Origin of the sequence: Streptomyces sp. NPDC001822, from assembly GCF_042892135.1 — a bacterium.
In the GTDB taxonomy this organism is placed as follows: Bacteria; Actinomycetota; Actinomycetes; order Streptomycetales; family Streptomycetaceae; genus Streptomyces.
Genome location: NZ_JBIATW010000001.1, coordinates 145,159 through 160,819, shown reverse-complemented (window position 1 = coordinate 160,819; position 15,661 = coordinate 145,159). Strand labels below are relative to the sequence as shown.

General features: G+C 72.6%; 12 protein-coding genes. 8 read left to right on the top strand and 4 right to left on the bottom strand.

Annotated features, from left to right (window positions below; all coding sequences use genetic code 11):
* Window positions 1-2: 2 nt before the first annotated feature.
* From ACFYY2_RS00770 to ACFYY2_RS00760, 3 genes are read right to left on the bottom strand one after another with little or no spacing between them, the layout of a single operon-like run.
* The gene (locus ACFYY2_RS00770; protein WP_388735198.1) at window positions 3-1,289 is read right to left on the bottom strand and encodes an FAD-dependent oxidoreductase; all 1,287 of its coding nucleotides are present in this window, start codon (window positions 1,287-1,289) and stop codon (window positions 3-5) included.
* Complete coding sequence (locus ACFYY2_RS00765; protein ID WP_388735196.1) at window positions 1,286-2,734, bottom strand: FAD-dependent oxidoreductase; 1,449 nt, start codon at window positions 2,732-2,734, stop codon at window positions 1,286-1,288. Before ACFYY2_RS00765 ends, ACFYY2_RS00770 begins: the two co-directional genes overlap by 4 nt.
* Window positions 2,731-4,164 (bottom strand): FGGY family carbohydrate kinase, encoded by a 1,434-nt coding sequence (locus ACFYY2_RS00760; protein WP_388735194.1) that lies wholly within the window; start codon window positions 4,162-4,164, stop codon window positions 2,731-2,733. The genes ACFYY2_RS00765 and ACFYY2_RS00760 overlap by 4 nt, the downstream gene beginning before the upstream one ends.
* Window positions 4,165-4,537: 373 nt before the next feature.
* Here ACFYY2_RS00760 and ACFYY2_RS00755 point away from each other — a divergent pair, with 373 nt between their 5' ends.
* A complete protein-coding gene (locus ACFYY2_RS00755) occupies window positions 4,538-5,545 on the top strand; it encodes a hypothetical protein (protein WP_388735192.1) in 1,008 nt (335 codons plus the stop codon).
* A 61-nt stretch (window positions 5,546-5,606) separates the two neighbouring features.
* Window positions 5,607-7,136, top strand: a complete 1,530-nt coding sequence (locus ACFYY2_RS00750) for an amino acid permease (protein WP_388735191.1) — start codon at window positions 5,607-5,609, stop codon at window positions 7,134-7,136.
* A 19-nt stretch (window positions 7,137-7,155) separates the two neighbouring features.
* On the opposite strand, the gene ACFYY2_RS00745 is transcribed toward ACFYY2_RS00750, so the two are convergent.
* Complete coding sequence (locus ACFYY2_RS00745) at window positions 7,156-7,920, bottom strand: sulfite exporter TauE/SafE family protein (protein ID WP_388735189.1); 765 nt, start codon at window positions 7,918-7,920, stop codon at window positions 7,156-7,158.
* 146 nt (window positions 7,921-8,066) lie between these two features.
* Here ACFYY2_RS00745 and ACFYY2_RS00740 point away from each other — a divergent pair, with 146 nt between their 5' ends.
* From ACFYY2_RS00740 to ACFYY2_RS00715, 6 genes are all read left to right on the top strand, one after another.
* Window positions 8,067-9,185 carry a substrate-binding domain-containing protein gene (locus tag ACFYY2_RS00740; RefSeq protein WP_388735187.1) on the top strand — a complete coding sequence of 373 codons (1,119 nt, stop codon included), beginning with the start codon at window positions 8,067-8,069 and terminating at the stop codon, window positions 9,183-9,185.
* 101 nt (window positions 9,186-9,286) lie between these two features.
* The gene (locus ACFYY2_RS00735) at window positions 9,287-10,654 is read left to right on the top strand and encodes an ABC transporter substrate-binding protein (RefSeq protein WP_388735185.1); all 1,368 of its coding nucleotides are present in this window, start codon (window positions 9,287-9,289) and stop codon (window positions 10,652-10,654) included.
* A gap of 48 nt (window positions 10,655-10,702) precedes the next feature.
* Window positions 10,703-11,710, top strand: a complete 1,008-nt coding sequence (locus tag ACFYY2_RS00730; RefSeq protein WP_329042085.1) for a sugar ABC transporter permease — start codon at window positions 10,703-10,705, stop codon at window positions 11,708-11,710.
* Window positions 11,707-12,582 carry a carbohydrate ABC transporter permease gene (locus tag ACFYY2_RS00725; protein WP_388735183.1) on the top strand — a complete coding sequence of 292 codons (876 nt, stop codon included), beginning with the start codon at window positions 11,707-11,709 and terminating at the stop codon, window positions 12,580-12,582. The genes ACFYY2_RS00730 and ACFYY2_RS00725 overlap by 4 nt, the downstream gene beginning before the upstream one ends.
* Window positions 12,583-12,619: 37 nt before the next feature.
* On the top strand, window positions 12,620-13,645 hold the full coding sequence (locus tag ACFYY2_RS00720; RefSeq protein WP_388735181.1) for a hydroxyacid dehydrogenase: 1,026 nt from the start codon (window positions 12,620-12,622) through the stop codon (window positions 13,643-13,645).
* Window positions 13,642-15,534 (top strand): DUF2264 domain-containing protein, encoded by a 1,893-nt coding sequence (locus ACFYY2_RS00715; RefSeq protein WP_388735179.1) that lies wholly within the window; start codon window positions 13,642-13,644, stop codon window positions 15,532-15,534. The genes ACFYY2_RS00720 and ACFYY2_RS00715 overlap by 4 nt, the downstream gene beginning before the upstream one ends.
* The last annotated feature ends 127 nt before the right edge of the window (window positions 15,535-15,661 follow it).

Sequence of the window (15,661 nt, the reverse complement as noted above, 5' to 3'; positions counted from 1 at the left end):
CCTCACCGCGCCGAGATCCGCACCGCCGGTCCGTGCGGATCGACCCGGTCGAGCCAGCTCGCCGCCAGGTGCAGGGAGCGGCCGGGCCCGGTCACCGACAGCGTCCGCTGCCGGTGGAGTTCGTGTCCGTCCTGCGCCACGACGAGCACGGGCCGGACCAACGGTCGGGCGGCTCGGATCAGGAACCGGTCCTCCGGCGGGCGTGTCCCGCCCGGCCCTGCCGTGTTCGGCGCGATCCACCGCAGCGGTGCGTCCACGACGAGCGACGGCCCCCGTCCGGCGGGTTCCCCCGTGCCGAGCAGGCAGTGGAGCACGGGCACGGCGACGGCCCGGCCCTCCCGGGCGGCGAACCCGGCGCGCTCGACGGCGTGGAGCAGGTTGCCGGCCGCGAAGACACCCGGCCGCGAGGTGCGGAACGCGGCGTCGTACGCGGGCCCGCGAGTGCCGGGGTCCAGGGCCAGGCCGCCCCGCCGGGCCAGTTCGTGGTCGGGGACGAAGTCGCCGGTGAGGACCACGGTGTCGCAGCTCAGGGTGGTGGTGCGGCCGTCCTCGTGGCGCAGTTCCACCCCGGACAGCCGGGCCCTGCCCCGCAGACCGGTGACGGTCGTGCCGGTGAGCAGCGGGACACGCCCGCGGGGGCGGAGCCGTGACTCCCGCTGGCCGGTGACGACGGCGACGACCTGGACGCCGGCGGCACGCAGCGTGCCGGCCGCCGCGTGTGCGACGGGTTCGTCGCCGACGACGACGGCGCGGCTGCCGATGCGCTGCCCGTGGAGGTGGACGGCCTGCTGGAGTTCGCCGGTGGTGTAGACGCCGGCCGGCCGGGTGCCGGGGATCAGCCGGGCGCTGCGCGGGCGTTCGCGGGCGCCGGTGGCGAGCACGACGGCCCGTGCGGTGATCCGCTCCAGGCCGGCGGGTCCGGTGGTCTCGACGGTGCGGGAGCCGGCCCACCCGGTGACGGTGACGCCTGTGCGCAGTGCGGCACCCGCCGACACGGCCTCCATGACGCACTGCCGTGCGTAGGCGGGCCCGTCCGTTCCCCCACCGCCGCCGTCGGATCGGCCGGCCAGGGCCCTGGCGCGGGCGAGGAGGCCGGTGTGTACGCCGAATCCGCCGTGGTGGCAGTGGCGGGGGATGCCCCCCGCCTGCTGCTCGCGTTCCAGGATCTCCACCCGCTCCACCCCCGCCGCGGCGAGTTCGGCGCCTGCCGCGAGACCGGCGGGGCCGGCGCCGACGATCAGTACGTCGACGTCGCGTGCGGTCCGCCCGTTCCCTTCGCTTCCGGTCACCCTCGCGCCTCCTCGTCGTCGCCGGTCCCGGCTGTGCCCTCCTCGAACAGGGCCCGCACGGCGGCGCCGCAGTAGAAGCCCTGGCACCGGCCGCCGCGGGCCCGGGTGCGCCGCCGCAGGCCGTCCAGGGAGCGCGGCGGGATCGTCGACACGAGTGCGTCCCGGATCTCCCCGAGGGTGACCTGTTCGCAGTGGCAGACGAGGCTGCCGTACGCCGGGTCCTCGGCGATCAGGGCGGCGCTCCGGTAGGGCCGCGGGGAGGCTTCGCCGAGGGCGGGCATCGTCAGCGGCGGCAGGTCGTGGGGGCCGGTGAGTTCCAGCCCGGTGGCCCCGAGCAGTTCCACGACGTGACGGGCGATCGCCATGGACGCGGTGAGGCCAGTGGAGCGGATTCCGCCCACGGCGACGTAGCGCAGCGCGGGATACTCCTGGATGCGGTAGTCCTCCTGGCCGGTGGCGGCGCGCAGGCCGGCGTACACGGCCGTGACCTCCTCCTCGACGAGGCCGGGCACGATGCGGCTCCCCTTCTCGCGCAGCAGGCGCAGGCCTTCGGCGGTGGACGCGGTGTCCGTCCTGTCGTCCAGTTCCTCGGCGGTCGGGCCGAGGAGGACGTTGCCGAACACGGTGGGTGCGACGAGGACGCCCTTACCGCCGGGCCCGGGGACCGGCAGGAGGATGTGGCCGACGAGGTCCCGGGCGAGCTTGTCGTAGACGATGAGCTGCCCTCGTCGCGGGGTGACGGTGAAGACGTCGTTGCCGAGCATCCGGTCGATCTCGTCGGCGTACAGCCCGGCCGCGTTGACCACGTAGCGGGTGCGCAGGGGGCCGCGCGAGGTGGTGAGGACGTGGCCGTCCGTGCCCTGGGCCACCGCTCTCACCCGGCAGTTCAGATGGAGGTGGACGCCCGCCCGGACGGCCTGGGTCGCGAAGGCGAGCGGCGTGCTCCAGGGGCAGATGATGCTCTCGTCCGGGACGTCGAGCGCGCCGAGCGCCCCGGGGCCCAGCAGGGGTTCGCGGGCCCGCAGCTCGTCGCCGCCGATCAGGCGGGCGGCGCGGTATCCGTTGCGCACGGCCTTGTCGAGCAGCCCGGGCAGCGCGGCGAGCTGCTCCTCGTCCCAGGCAATGAGGAGGGCGCCGACCCGCTCCAGCGGAATTCCGGTCTGTGCCGCGTAGACGGCTAGCAGGTCGTACCCCTCGCGCACGAGGCGCGCTTCGAGCGATCCCGGGACGGCGTCGAAACCGGTGTGCAGGATCGCGGTGTTGGCCTTCGACGTGCCGCTGCCGACGTCGTCGGCCGCGTCGACGAGAGCGGTCCGCAGGGGATGCCGGGCCAGTTCACGGGCGATGGCAGCCCCGACCACGCCCGCGCCGACGACCGTGACGTCGTAGCCGCCGTCCGCGTCCTGTGCGGGCAGCGGCCCTGCCGTGGTGAGGGTGTGCGTCATGCGCGCTCCAGCAGGGAGTCCACCGCGGCCCGGAAGCGCGCGAGGCGCTCGGCGGCCTCGTCGGGACCGATCCCGGGTTCGTACACGGCCGAGGGTTCCGACCGGGGCGTCGCCAGCCGCGGCGAGAGCCGCGGGTCGAGTCCGAGCCTGGCCACGACGCCCGCGCCGAGTGCGGTCGCGTCCGGCAACGCCGATACCTCGACGGGCCGTTGGAGGAGGTCGGCCTGGGTCTGCATGAGCAGCGAGGAGCGGGTCAGGCCGCCGTCGACGCGCAGTGCCGTCAGTGGCGAGCCGAGGTCGGTCTCGACGGCGTCGGCCAGGGCGACGACCTGCGCGGCGATGCCCTCGCACAGGGCGCGGACGAGGTGGCCCGCGGTGGTGTCCAGGCCGAGTCCCGTCACGGAGCCCCGCACGTCACCGCGCCACCAGGGAGCCGCGAGACCGGCGAGCGCCGGCACGAAGGTGACTCCCCCGGTGCCCGGGACGGAGGCGCCCACGGGGTCCAGGTCGGCGGCCCCGGAGATCACCCCGAGATCGGTGAGCCAGCGCACGGCGGAGGCGGCCGTGTAGACCTGCCCGTCGAGGCAGTAGTCCGTCCTTCCGCCGAGCCGCCACGCGACGCAGCTGACCAGCCCCGCGGAGCCGGCGCTCGGCCGCCCACCGGTCTGGGCGAGCAGGAACGCCCCCGTGCCGTAGGTGCATTTGGCGTTTCCCGGCTCCAGGGCGTTCTGCGCGAGCAGCGCTGCCTGCTGGTCGACCAGGAGGCCCGTCAGGGGGATCTCGCCGCCGAACGCGGTGGTGGTGCCCACCGGGCCGGCGCAGTCCACGACGGCGGGCAGCCGTTCGCCGGACAGGCCGAAGACCTCCAGGGCCGCGGGCGACCACGCGACATCGTGGAGGCCGAGGAGCTGGGTGCGCCCGGCCGTGGCGGCGTCGGTGACGAACGCACCGGTCAGCTCGTGGACGAGCCAGGAGTCGCTGGTGGTCACGACTCCCTCCCGGGTCCACTCCCGGCGTATCCAGGCCATCTTGGGCGCGGCGAAGTACGGGTCGAGGGGCAGCCCGGTGATCTGCTTCAACTCCTCCGCATGCGAGGCGAGTTCCGCGCAGAGCCCTGCGGACCGCCGGTCCTGCCAGACGACCGCGGGCGCGAGCGGGCGCCCCGTCGCGGGGTCCCAGGCCAGCACGGTCTCGCCCTGGTTCGCGAGACCGACCGCCGCCACCGGCTCGCCCGCCCGCGCCATCGCCTCCCGTCCCGCGTCCAGCACCGAGCCGAGCAGCTGGGCGGGATCGGCCTCCACCAGGCCCGATGCGCCGTAGCGGGGGCGTACGGGCGCGGAACCCGAACCGATCACGCCCCGCTCGGGGCAGATCACCAGCGCCTTCGTGCCGGACGTTCCCTGGTCGATGGCGAGTACCGGTCGGGTCAATCGACGCTCCAGCCGTGCGGGCCGCCCCGTCCCGGGCGGAATCGTGATCATCCGGTGCCCCGCCCACAGTCGTGCAGACCGGGGTCGACGTCAAGCCGGGCGAGGACCTCTCGCACGGCACCGTCGCGGAAGTTCAATGTCCTGTCCACGGACCGTACTTGAGTAAGATCCGCAAAGTCCTCCGCCGGTGGTCGCGCGGCGCTCTAAACTCACCGCCGTGCGGTCGACCGGACGATGACCGAGCACGGTCGACCACCGACAGGACCCGACCCCCCACGTCCTAGAGGATTCATGACCAGCAGATCCGGCGCCGTGCCGCCATGCCCGGCACACCGCCCCGTCCCCACCGCGCGTCCAGGGGCGGGGCCCGTACATGGCATCCACTGAATTCCGCCCCGTATACCATCCCGCCGGCCCCGATCACGCGTTACGCGTGGCGTCCCAGGATCTGCGCACGGGCCGGTGGCTCTCCATGCGCGACCTGCTGGAGAGCACCCCGGACTGGACCCTGTGGACCCAGCGCACCCAGGTCCTGGCCGCCGTGGCCGCGGGCTCGGACACGGTGCACGCCTGGCTGGCCGAGGAGCCACGGAGCTCGGCGGCGCGGGTGATGCACGCCCGGGTGACTGTGGAGCGGGCGGTCCGGGCGCACCGGGAGCGGCGCCCTGGTGCCCAGCAGTTGTGGCACGAGGCGTGGGAGGGGTGCCGGGCCGCCGCGCAGGCCTCGCCCGAGGACCCCGTGCCCTGGGTCTGCCTGCTGGCGCTGTCGCAGCTCGACGAGGGGCAGCGCCTGGAGGAGCACCGGATGCTTCCGCCGGGTCCCATGCTGTTCCCCGGGCCGTGGGGACTGCTGGCGGAGGCCGACAAGCGCGATCCGTTCAACCGCGAGGCCTATCACCGGATGCTGCAGTTCGTGTACGCCCGCCAGTCGGGCGGCACACTGTCGGAGGCCGTCAACTTCGTGCAGTGGGCGTCCTCTTCGGCCCCTGAGGGCTCGCCGCTCCATGCGCTGCCGCTGTACGTCCGGGTGGAGCGCTACCGGCGCGAGAACGGCAACGAGAAGGCGCTGGACCTGCACTGGGTCACCGAGGACGGGGAACGCGACGCCCGGCGCGCGCTGGCCGTCTGGTTCGCGCGGGCCGAACCGGCTGCCCGATCGCTCCTCGACCTCAACCATCTGGCCCACGCGCTGTGGGGCTCGCTCCGCTTCGCGGACGCAGCACCGGTTTTCCACGCCATGGGCCCGTACTACACGTCCGCCCCCTGGGCCCACCGCACCCGCACACCGCAGGGCCCGGCGGGCGCCGAGGACGTGTTCCTGCGGGCCCGGAGCCGCTGTCTCGCCGCCGAGCACGAACCCGGGAGGGACCCGCACGGCTGACCGGCCGGCGCCCTCCCCCCAAGTCCCCCCACACACCCGTCCCCCACCGGAGGTCATCTCCATGTCCATATCCGCCTCGACACCGTCGAGCACGGCCCCGGCGCCCCAGAAGGACGAGGAGGCGCGGCTGCGCGAACTCGGCTACCAGCCGGTGCTGGCGCGCCGCATGGGCGGCTTCGGGAACTTCGCGATCAGCTTCTCGGTCATCTCGATCCTTTCCGGCTGCATGACTCTGTACGGCTTCGGCATGTCGGCGGGCGGCCCGTCCGTGATGCTCTGGGGCTGGGCCGGGGTCGGTCTGTTCGTGCTGTGCGTGGGCATGGCTCTCGCCGAGGTCACCAGCGCCTACCCGACGTCCGGCGCCCTGTACTACATGGCCGACCGGCTGGGCGGCCGCAAATGGGGCTGGTACACCGGGTGGCTCAATCTGCTGGGCCTGCTGGGAGCCATCGCCGGAATCGACTACGGGGCGGCCCTGTTCACGGGTGCGCTGCTGAACCTGCAGTGGGGTTTCGACCCCACCCCCGGGTCGACGATGGTGATCTTCCTGTGCATCCTGCTGCTGCACGCCGTGCTGAACCTGTTCGGTGTGCGCCTGGTCAGCGTGCTGAACTCGATCAGCGTGTGGTGGCACCTGGGCGGTGTCGCCGTGATCGTGGGCGTGCTGGCGGTCGTGCCCTCGCACCACCAGTCCCCCTCGTTCGTCTTCACCGAGTTCGTGAACGGTACCGGCTGGGAGAACCCGGTCTACGTCGCGGCGATCGGCCTGCTCCTGGCCCAGTACACCTTCTGCGGCTACGACGCCTCGGCCCACCTCTCCGAGGAGACCTCGAACGCGTCGGTGACCGCGGCGAAGGGGATCGTCCGGGCCATCTGGGTGTCATGGGTCGCCGGGTTCGTCCTGCTGGCCGGACTGACCTTCGCCATCCAGGACTACGCGGGCACGCAGAACACCTCCACGGGGGTGCCGCCCGCCCAGATCCTGATCGACGCCCTCGGTACGGCGGGCGCCACCGCGATGCTGCTGATCGTGATCGCGGCGCAGCTGTTCTGCGGCAACGCGGAGGTCGCCGCGGCGAGCAGGATGGTCTTCGCCTTCAGCCGTGACAACGCGCTGCCGGGATCCGCACTGTGGCGCCGGGTGAGCGCGCGGACACAGACGCCGGTCCCCGCCGTGTGGCTGTCCGTCGCCGTCGCCGCGCTGCTCGCGGTGCCGTCGCTGTACTCCGCGACGGCGTACGGGGCCGTCACGGCGATCAACGTCATCGGGATCACTCCGGCGTACGCCATCCCGATCTATCTGAAGCTCCGCGCCGGGGACCGATTCGAGCGCGGTCCCTGGCATCTCGGCCGCTGGTCGAAGCCGATCGGCTGGATCGCCGTGGCGTGGGTGGCGGTCGTGACCGTGCTGTTCCTGCTGCCGCAGTCCTCGCCGGTGACCATCGACTCGATGAACTACGCGTCCATCGCCCTAGTCGCCGTCCTGGTGCTGGCCACGGTCTGGTGGTTCGTCGCGCGGCGTACGTACAGCACGCCGGTCGCCTACGGGAACGCCCGTGAGCAGGCGGAGATCGCCGAGGGCATCGTCTGACCTCGCCCCTGGGCGGCCTTCAGACGAGCAGCAGCTGAAGGCCGCCCAGGACGGTGGCCCCGATCACGATCCGGTCGAACAGCTTCTGGTTGATCCGGCCGACGCAGGCGCGGCCCAGGTACGCGCCCGGGAGGACGAACAGCACAAGGACGGCGTCGAGCAGGAGCGACTGCGCGTCGATGAGGCCGAGTCCGACGCTGAAGGGCACCTTGGACGTGTTGACGATCAGGAAGAACCACGCCGACGTCCCGAGGAAGCCCAGCTTCCGGAAGCCGGCGGACAGCAGATAGAGGGACATCACGGGGCCGCCCGCGTTGGCGACCATGGTGGTGAACCCCCCGAGCACTCCGTACGAGCGGGCTTTGAGGCGCCCTCCGCGCGTGGGGCCGGACGTGTCCTCCTCCGTGGCCTCGTCGGGGCGCGCCCGCCGTCGCCACACGGTGACCCCGGCCATGAGGAGCAGGATCGCGCCGATCGAGGTGCGTACGGCGGCGTCGTCGGCCCACATCATGAAGACGGTGCCCGCAAGCACGCCCACGGCGACGGCGGGGAAGAGCCGCAGCAGGGTCGGCCAGTGCGCGTGGCGGCGGTAGACCAGCACGGCGAGCATGTCGCCCGCGATCAGGATCGGGAGCAGCACGCCGGTCGATCCGCGTGCCGGGAGTACGGCGGCGAAGACGGCGAGGCTGATCGTGTTGGCACCGCTCACGGAGGTCTTGGAGAAGCCGACGAGCGTGGATGCCGCCGCGAGCGCGGCCAGTTGCCAGAGTGTGATGGTGTCCATTGCGGGTCAGATGGTAGACACATATTCCTTTGGGCGGATCATCGTCCCGTCTTCCGATCGCACCGCGACCCGCCCCGCTCGCTATGCTGCGACCGCTCACGAAACGTTCAAACGAACACGGCACAGCGGTAGGCAAGGGGGCCAGCATGCGGGAGCCGGTCGAGCTGAGGCGCAAACGCATACTCGCGGTGGTGCACGCGCGGGGCGCGGTGAAGGTGAGTTCGCTCGCCACCGAGCTCGACGTCTCGGCGGTCACGCTGCGGCGGGACGTCGAGGAACTCGCCGTGGCGGGGATGCTGAGGCGCGGGCACGGGGTGGTCCGCCCGATGGAGGACGCCGGCCCGACGGAGCCGGAGCCCACAGCACGGGGCGGGCGGCCCGGCGGGGACGGCGGCGCCGTGGCCCTCGTCGTCCCGGAGCGGCATTCGTATCTGTACGAAACCCTGCACGGCGCCAGGACCGCTCTGGAGGAGGCCGGGGTCCGCATCACCCTGCGCATCGCCCCGCAGGCCGCCGGAGCCGAACGGCCCCAGGTGGAGCGGGCGCTGGCCGCCGGTGTGCGCGGACTGCTCATCGCTCCGCGGTGGCGCAGCGCGGCCGTCGAGGAGGCGGACTACGGCTGGCTCTCCGGGATCGGGGTGCCGACCGTCCTGATGGAGCGGCGCGCCCGTCCCGGCAGCGCGCTCCACGCCCTGGACTCGGTCTGCTCCGACCACTGGTACGGAATCCATCTGGCGGTCGACCACCTGGTCTCGCTCGGTCACCGGCGCCTGGTGCTCGCCGCCAGGAACGACAGCCCCACCGCGCGCGCGATCCGGGCGGCCTTCGCCGACATCGCGGCGGCCCGTCCCGAGGTGGAGGACTGGTCGGTCGTGCTCAGTTCACCGACGGCGGGCCCGGGCGACGGCCCCCAGGAGGCCGCACCGGACCTCGCGGCGCTGATGCGCGAGCGCGGGGTCACGGGGGCCGTTCTGCACGGCGACGAGGACGCTCTGATGCTGGTCCAGCGGCTGGCGGAGAGCGGGATACGGGTCCCGCGGGACTGCTCCGTGGTGGCGTACGACGACGTGGTCGCCGCCCTGGGCACCACTTCACTGAGCGCCGTCGCCCCGCCCAGGGCCGACATCGGGCGGGCTGCCGCGGAGTTGCTGCTGCACCGGCTGGGGCATCCGGCCGGCACCACCGGTCCGGTGCGCAGGATCGAGCTGCTGCCCCGTCTCGAAGTGCGGGGATCGACCTTGAGGCTGAGCACTCCGGAGAGCTGATCGTTTGAACACTTAAATCTTCTTTTGATCGATCTATTGACCGCTATCGATCAGCCGATCAGTATTCCCCGTGTCTCGAACCAGAGCCGCGGGAGGCGCACATGTCCGGTCGACAGAGCCGTCGATCCGTGCTCGCCACGATCGCCGCACTGCCTCTCGCGGGCGCGCTCAGCGCCTGCGGGAGCGGTGGCGGGGACACACGATCGGGCGGTACGAGCAGTACCGGCAGAACCGTGAGCCGCAGGACCGGCGGGAGGACGCGGATCACCTTCTGGTCCGCGCTGCGGGGCAGCCAGGAGGTCGTGGACGCGTTCAACCGCGGGCACCGCACCGTCCACGTCGACTTCCAGCAGATCCCCTCGGGGGCGCAGGGCGGCTACGCCAAGCTCAGCAACGCCGCCCGGGCCGGCAACGCCCCGGACGTCGCCACCATCGAGTACCCCCAGGTGCCCGGCTTCGCCATCGACGGGGTGTGCCGTGACGTCACCGGCCTGGTCAGCGACGCGCTCCGCGCGAAACTCCTGCCGCAGGCGCTGGAACTGACGACCTTCGAGAAGCGCGTGTTCAGCGTCCCGCTCGACATAGAGCCGATGGTGCTGCACTACCGCACCGACCTCTTCGAGCGGTACGGGCTCACCGCGCCGGCGACCTGGGAGGACTTCGAGGACGCGGCGAGGACCGTACGCCGCAGGAGCGCCGAGCGCCGGATGGCCCTCTTCCCGACGGACGGCGACACCCATCTCGCCGCGTTCGCGTGGCAGGCCGGCGCGCAGTGGTTCGACACGGCGGGCGGCGCCTGGAACGTCTCACTGGCCGACGCGCCGACCCGCCGGGTCTCCGCGTTCTGGCAACGGCTCACCGACCAGGACCTGGTCTTCATGAACGCGGTGGAGAGCCGGCACAGCGACGTCCAGATCGGCAACGGCCTGGTCCTCAGCAGGCTCAGCGGCGCATGGGACGCGGGCGCCCAGATGAAGGCCCGCCCCGGCCAGAAGGGCCGGTGGGCGCTCGCCCCGATCCCCCAGTGGGACCCGGGCGACCCCGGAGTCGGAACCCACGGCGGATCGACGTTCGCCGTGACCAAGGACAGCGCCCACCCCGAGGCCGCGATGGAGTTCATCGAATGGCAGGTCTCACACCCGGACGCGCTGCGCGCCCGGCTCTCCAGCGGGGCCAGCAGCCAGTACCCGGCCGCACCGGGGCTCGTCGAGGTGGGGCGGCAGGCCTTCGACCGCGCCTACTACGGCGGCCAGGACATCTACAGCCTCTTCGAGCAGGAGGCGCACAAGATCCGGCCGGGCTGGATCTGGGGGCCCCGGATGACGGCGACCGGCAAGCTCATGAAGGACGGACTGGCCCGGGCGAGCGGAGGCCAGGGCTCCATCATCGGAGCGGTCCGGGCGGCGCAGGAGGGCACCATGCCCGACCTGAAGGCACTCGGCCTCTCGACCACCCGCCGCTCCAGCTGACCGGCGGCCGGCATCCCGTAACCATCAGCAGAGAGGCAGGTGACACCCATGACCAGCGCCACCCCCGTGTCCGTCCCGGCGGATGCGCCGGACGCTCCCGCCCGCCCGTCGCCACGGAGTCCGGCCGCGGCAGCGCCCGCGGCCGGCCGCAGGTCCGCACGGCGGCGTGAACTCGGCGCCTGCGGCGTCCTGATGACGCCGTTCTTCGCCCTCCTGGTGACCGTCTTCCTGATCCCGGTCGCCACCGCCGTGTACCTGAGCTTCTTCAGCGACGACCAGCCGGGCCTCGGCTTCGGCCCGGAGCGCACGGTCTTCGCCGGACTGCGCAACTACACCGCCGTCCTGGCCGACCCGACCTTCCTCGGCGGGCTCGGCGTCGTCGCCCTGTACTGCCTGGTCTACATCCCCCTGATGGTGACCGGCGCGCTCGCCCTCGCACTGCTGCTGGACTCCGGCGTGGTCCGCCTCCGGGCCACCGTCCAGCTCTCGCTCTTCCTGCCGCACGCCGTGCCGGGCATCATCGCCGCCCTGATCTGGCTGTACCTCTACACCCCCGGCATCAGCCCGGTGATCGACCTGCTCGCCGGGGCCGACATCACCGTCGACTTCCTCGGGGTGCACACGGTGCTCCCGTCCATCGTGAACATCGCCCTGTGGAGCAACCTGGGCTACAACATGGTCGTCTTCTACGCAGCCCTGCAGGCCGTGCCCCGCGAGGTGATCGAGGCGGCGGTCGTCGACGGAGCGGGCCCGGTCCGTACCGCGCTGCGGGTCAAGGCCCCGCTGGTGCGGTCGTCGATCGTGATGGTCGCCATGTTCACCCTGATCTTCGCGCTCCAGCTCTTCACCGAGCCGATGCTGCTGAGCCAGTCCACCCCGATGATCAACTCCCGCTTCTCACCCAGCATGTACATCTACGACGCCGCCTTCACCCGCAACAACTACGGTCTCGCGGCGGCCGCCTCGGTGATCCTGCTGCTGTTCACGATCGCCCTCTCCTACGGCGTCACCCGCTGGACGAACCGCTCCGACGCAGCCGAGGAGGGCGCCCGATGAGCGCGCCGACCGCATCCCGTACCGTCCTGCCGCTGCGTCCCAGGCTGCTCGGGCGCTCCGTCGTCAACCTCGTGGTGTTCGTGTCCGTGCTCTACACCCTGCTCCCCGTCCTGTGGCTGGTGCTCGCCTCCGCCAAGGACCGGGACGCGCTGTTCAGCAGCAACATCCTGTCGCTGGGCGACTTCTCCTTCGTACGGAACATGAAGGACCTGTTCGCCATCGACGGCGGGCTGTACGGGCGCTGGTACGGCAACAGCCTGCTGTACGCGGTGGTGGGGGCCGCGCTCGGCGCGCTGATCAGCGTCGCGTGCGGCTACGCGTTCGACAAGTACCGGTTCGCCCACAAGGAGAAGCTGTTCGGAATGGTCCTGGCGGCCGTGATGGTGCCGCAGACGGTGCTCGCCCTGCCGCTCTACCTGATGGCGTCCGGCGCCGGGCTGGTGAACACCTTCTGGGCGGTCTTCATCCCCGTCCTGTTCAACCCCTTCGGGGTCTACCTCGGCCGGATCTTCAGCCAGGGGTACGTGCCGGACGAGGTGCTGGAAGCCGCGCGGATGGACGGCGCGGGCGAACTGGCCGCCTACTTCCGGGTGGCGCTCCGCATGCTGGGACCCGGGCTGGTCACCGTGTTCCTGTTCCAGCTCACCGCCATCTGGAACAACTTCTTCCTTCCCATGGTCATGCTCTCCGACCAGGACCTGTATCCGGTCAGCCTCGGTCTCTACACCTGGAACAGTGCCGCGTCCGTGTCGCCCGAGTACTACCCCGTGGTGATCATGGGATCGCTCCTCGCGGTGCTGCCCCTGATCCTCGCCTTCGCCCTGCTCCAGCGCTTCTGGCGCTCCGGACTGACGGCGGGCGCCGTCAAGTAGCCGTACCGCCCCGCCCGGACGACCGCACAGGAGAACCATGCCCAGCACTCCCCCCGCCCGCCGCCGGCCGCGCGCCGCACTCGCCATGGGAGCGGACGCCGCCGCCGCGGTGCTCTCGCCGGACTCCCTGGCCGCCCTGTCCGAGGTGTGCGCACTCGCGCCGCCGGTGCTCGACGACTTCTCGACCGGAGCGGCCCGTGCCGTGCTCGCGGACACGGAGGTCCTGGTCACCGGCTGGGGCTGCCCGCCGATCCACGCGGGCGTGCTCGCCTCCGCGCCGGCGCTGCGGGCCGTCGTCCACACCGCGGGCACGGTACGCGGTCATGTGACCGAGGCGTGCTGGGAGCGGGGCATCGAGGTGTCGTCGGCCGCCGCGGCCAACGCCCTGCCGGTGGCGGAGTACACGGTCGCCATGATCCTGCTGTCCGGCAAGCGGGTCCTGGAACGGGCCCGCGACTACCGCGCCACCCGGGCACGCGACGTCTGGCTCGCCACACCCCCCGACGTGGGCAACTACCGGCGCACAGTGGGCATCCTGTCCGCCTCGCTGATCGGCAGGCGGGTGATCGAACTCCTGCGGCCCTACGACCTGCGGATCCTCCTCCACGACCCGTACGTCACGGACGCCGAGGCGGCCGCTCTGGGCGTCCACCCCGTCGGCCTGCCCGCCCTGTTCGCCGGGAGCGACGTGGTGAGCGTCCACACGCCCCTGCTGCCCGCGACGACGGGGCTGGTGAGCCGGGACCTGCTCACCTCGATGCGGCCCGACGCCGTCCTCGTCAACACCTCCCGGGGGGCGGTCGTCGACCAGGAGGCCCTCACCGACGTACTGCGGGCCGAACGGATCAGGGCGGTGCTCGACGTCACCGACCCCGACCCGCTGCCGGCGGACCATCCGCTGTGGGACTGCGACAACGCCCTGATCACTCCTCACCTCGCGGGCTCCCAGGGCAACGAACTGCGGCGGCTGGCCGACCTGGCCGTCGGCGAGGTCGCCCGCTGGGCGGCGGGCGACGGCTTCGCCCATCCCGTACGACGCGAAAGGCTGGCATTCCTCGCATGACCTCCACTCCCTTTCAACTCCCCTCCGAGGACCGTGATTCGAGCCCGTACACCGGCTTCACCCGGGCGCACTGGGAGGCGGTGGCGGACGGCCTGCTGGACGCTGCCTGGAAGTGGGCCACCCCCGGCGGCGCCATGCTCGACCTGCCGGGGCGCCCCTCGCGCTCCGGTGTCCGCTCCGACGGTCTGGAGGGCTACGCGCGCACGTTCCTCACAGCCGCCTTCCGGGTCGCCGGCGCGGACGGAAAGGACCCGCACAACCGGCTGGAGCGCTACGCAGACGGCCTCACCGCCGGCACCCTCACCGCCGGGAGGGACGACGCCGAGTCCTGGCCCCTGATCCGGGACCACACCGTGTTCGGGCAGCCGATGGTGGAGTCCGCGTCCGTCGCCATCGGCCTGCGGCTCACCCGGCCCTGGCTGTGGGACCGGCTGGACGCGGGCACCCAGGACCGGGCGGAGGAGTGGCTGCGCGGCGCGCTGCGGCACACCCCCGCCCCGAACAACTGGTACCTCTTCCCCTACTCCGTGGCCGGCTTCCTCGAATCGGTCGGCCGGGGCGACGGGGAGACCGCCCGGGCGCGGCAGCGGGCGCTGGACCTGCTGGAGGGGTGGTACCGCGGCGAGGGCTGGTACTCCGACGGGGACGGGCGTGCCTTCGACCACTACAACGGCTGGGCGCTGCACCTGTATCCCGTTCTGGACGGCTACCTGTCCGGGGAGACGGACCTGTCCGCACCCCACGGCGCGCGCCTGCGCGAGCATCTGGAGAGCTTCTCGCTGATGTTCGGCGCGGACGGTGCCCCCATGCACTTCGGCCGCTCGCTCACCTACCGTTTCGCGGCGGGCGCGGCCGTCGCGATGGGCGCGGTCACCGGTCACACGCCGCTGTCCCCCGGCGTCTCGCGCCGGCTGATCAGCGGCTCGCTCAAATACTTCCTGGAGCGGGGTGCCGCCGGGGACGACGGCCTGCTGAGCCTGGGATGGCACGGCCCGCACGACGCCACGCTCCAGGAGTACTCGGGTCCCTCGTCGCCGTACTGGGCGTCGAAGGCGTTCGTGGCGCTGCTCGCGCCGGAGGAGCACCCGCTGTGGACGGCGCCCGAGGAACCCGCTCCCAGCGAGGGCCCCGACCGGGTGCTGTCCCTGCCGTCGCCGGGACTGCTGGTGCAGTCCACCCGGGCGGACGGCATCGTGCGGCTGCACAACCACGGCAGCGATCACGTCCGGCCCCATGAAGGCGACACGGCGCAGGTGTCGGACCCGCTCTACGCCCGGCTCGCCTACTCGACGGCCACCGGCCCCACGGCCTCCGGCAACGCCGCCGACAACCATCTGGCGATCCTGGTGGCGGGTTCGCGCAGCCGCCGGGTGCGGATCCACCCGCTGGGCGCGGGGCACGGGGACGGCTGGGGGTGGGCTGCCTCCTGGCACCGCCCCGTCTTCCCGGAGGGCCCGCCCACCGCACCCGGGCTGCGGGTGGAGAGCGTGACCGTGGTCCGGGGGCGTCACGAACTGCGGGTGCACCGGGTCATCGGCGCACCGGCAGGTGCCCGGGCCGAACAGACCGGGTGGGCGACGGACCCCGTGGGCACGGTGCGTTCGGCGCTCCACCCCCTGTGCGGCTGGACGGAGGAGGAGACCGTACGGGCGCCGCAGGGCACGGCGTTCACGCCGTGGGCGGTGCTGCCCCGGCTGGCCGCCCAGGTGGAGGGCACGGAGCTGCTGGTGGCCGTGGCCTCGCTGACGGCCGATCCGGACGCCGTCCCGCTCGACGCCGCAGTGGACTCGGTGGAGGTGAACGGGGAGAAGGTGACCGTGCGTTGGGCGGACGACGGCGCGGTCACCCGCGTGGCCCTCGCGCCGCTGGAGGTGACCCACGCGCCGTAGGGGACGGGGACCTTACGGGCCGGCACCCGGCCGTCGAGTCCCGGTCCGGGCTCCGCCCCGCATCGGGACACCGCTTCGCGGCGGGACACATCCGGGGGAATCCCGCGAGCCGTGCCGAGTCCTGCGG

Excerpts from the sequence above, each read along its gene's own strand:
- ACFYY2_RS00765 (WP_388735196.1), bottom strand. The coding sequence starts at position 2,734 with ATGACGCACACCCTCACCACGGCAGGGCCGCTGCCCGCACAGGACGCG.
- ACFYY2_RS00755 (WP_388735192.1), top strand. The coding sequence starts at position 4,538 with ATGGCATCCACTGAATTCCGCCCCGTATACCATCCCGCCGGCCCCGAT.
- ACFYY2_RS00750 (WP_388735191.1), top strand. The coding sequence starts at position 5,607 with ATGTCCATATCCGCCTCGACACCGTCGAGCACGGCCCCGGCGCCCCAG.
- ACFYY2_RS00745 (WP_388735189.1), bottom strand. The coding sequence starts at position 7,920 with ATGGACACCATCACACTCTGGCAACTGGCCGCGCTCGCGGCGGCATCC.
- ACFYY2_RS00740 (WP_388735187.1), top strand. The coding sequence starts at position 8,067 with ATGCGGGAGCCGGTCGAGCTGAGGCGCAAACGCATACTCGCGGTGGTG.
- ACFYY2_RS00735 (WP_388735185.1), top strand. The coding sequence starts at position 9,287 with ATGTCCGGTCGACAGAGCCGTCGATCCGTGCTCGCCACGATCGCCGCA.
- ACFYY2_RS00730 (WP_329042085.1), top strand. The coding sequence starts at position 10,703 with ATGACCAGCGCCACCCCCGTGTCCGTCCCGGCGGATGCGCCGGACGCT.
- ACFYY2_RS00725 (WP_388735183.1), top strand. The coding sequence starts at position 11,707 with ATGAGCGCGCCGACCGCATCCCGTACCGTCCTGCCGCTGCGTCCCAGG.
- ACFYY2_RS00720 (WP_388735181.1), top strand. The coding sequence starts at position 12,620 with ATGCCCAGCACTCCCCCCGCCCGCCGCCGGCCGCGCGCCGCACTCGCC.
- ACFYY2_RS00715 (WP_388735179.1), top strand. The coding sequence starts at position 13,642 with ATGACCTCCACTCCCTTTCAACTCCCCTCCGAGGACCGTGATTCGAGC.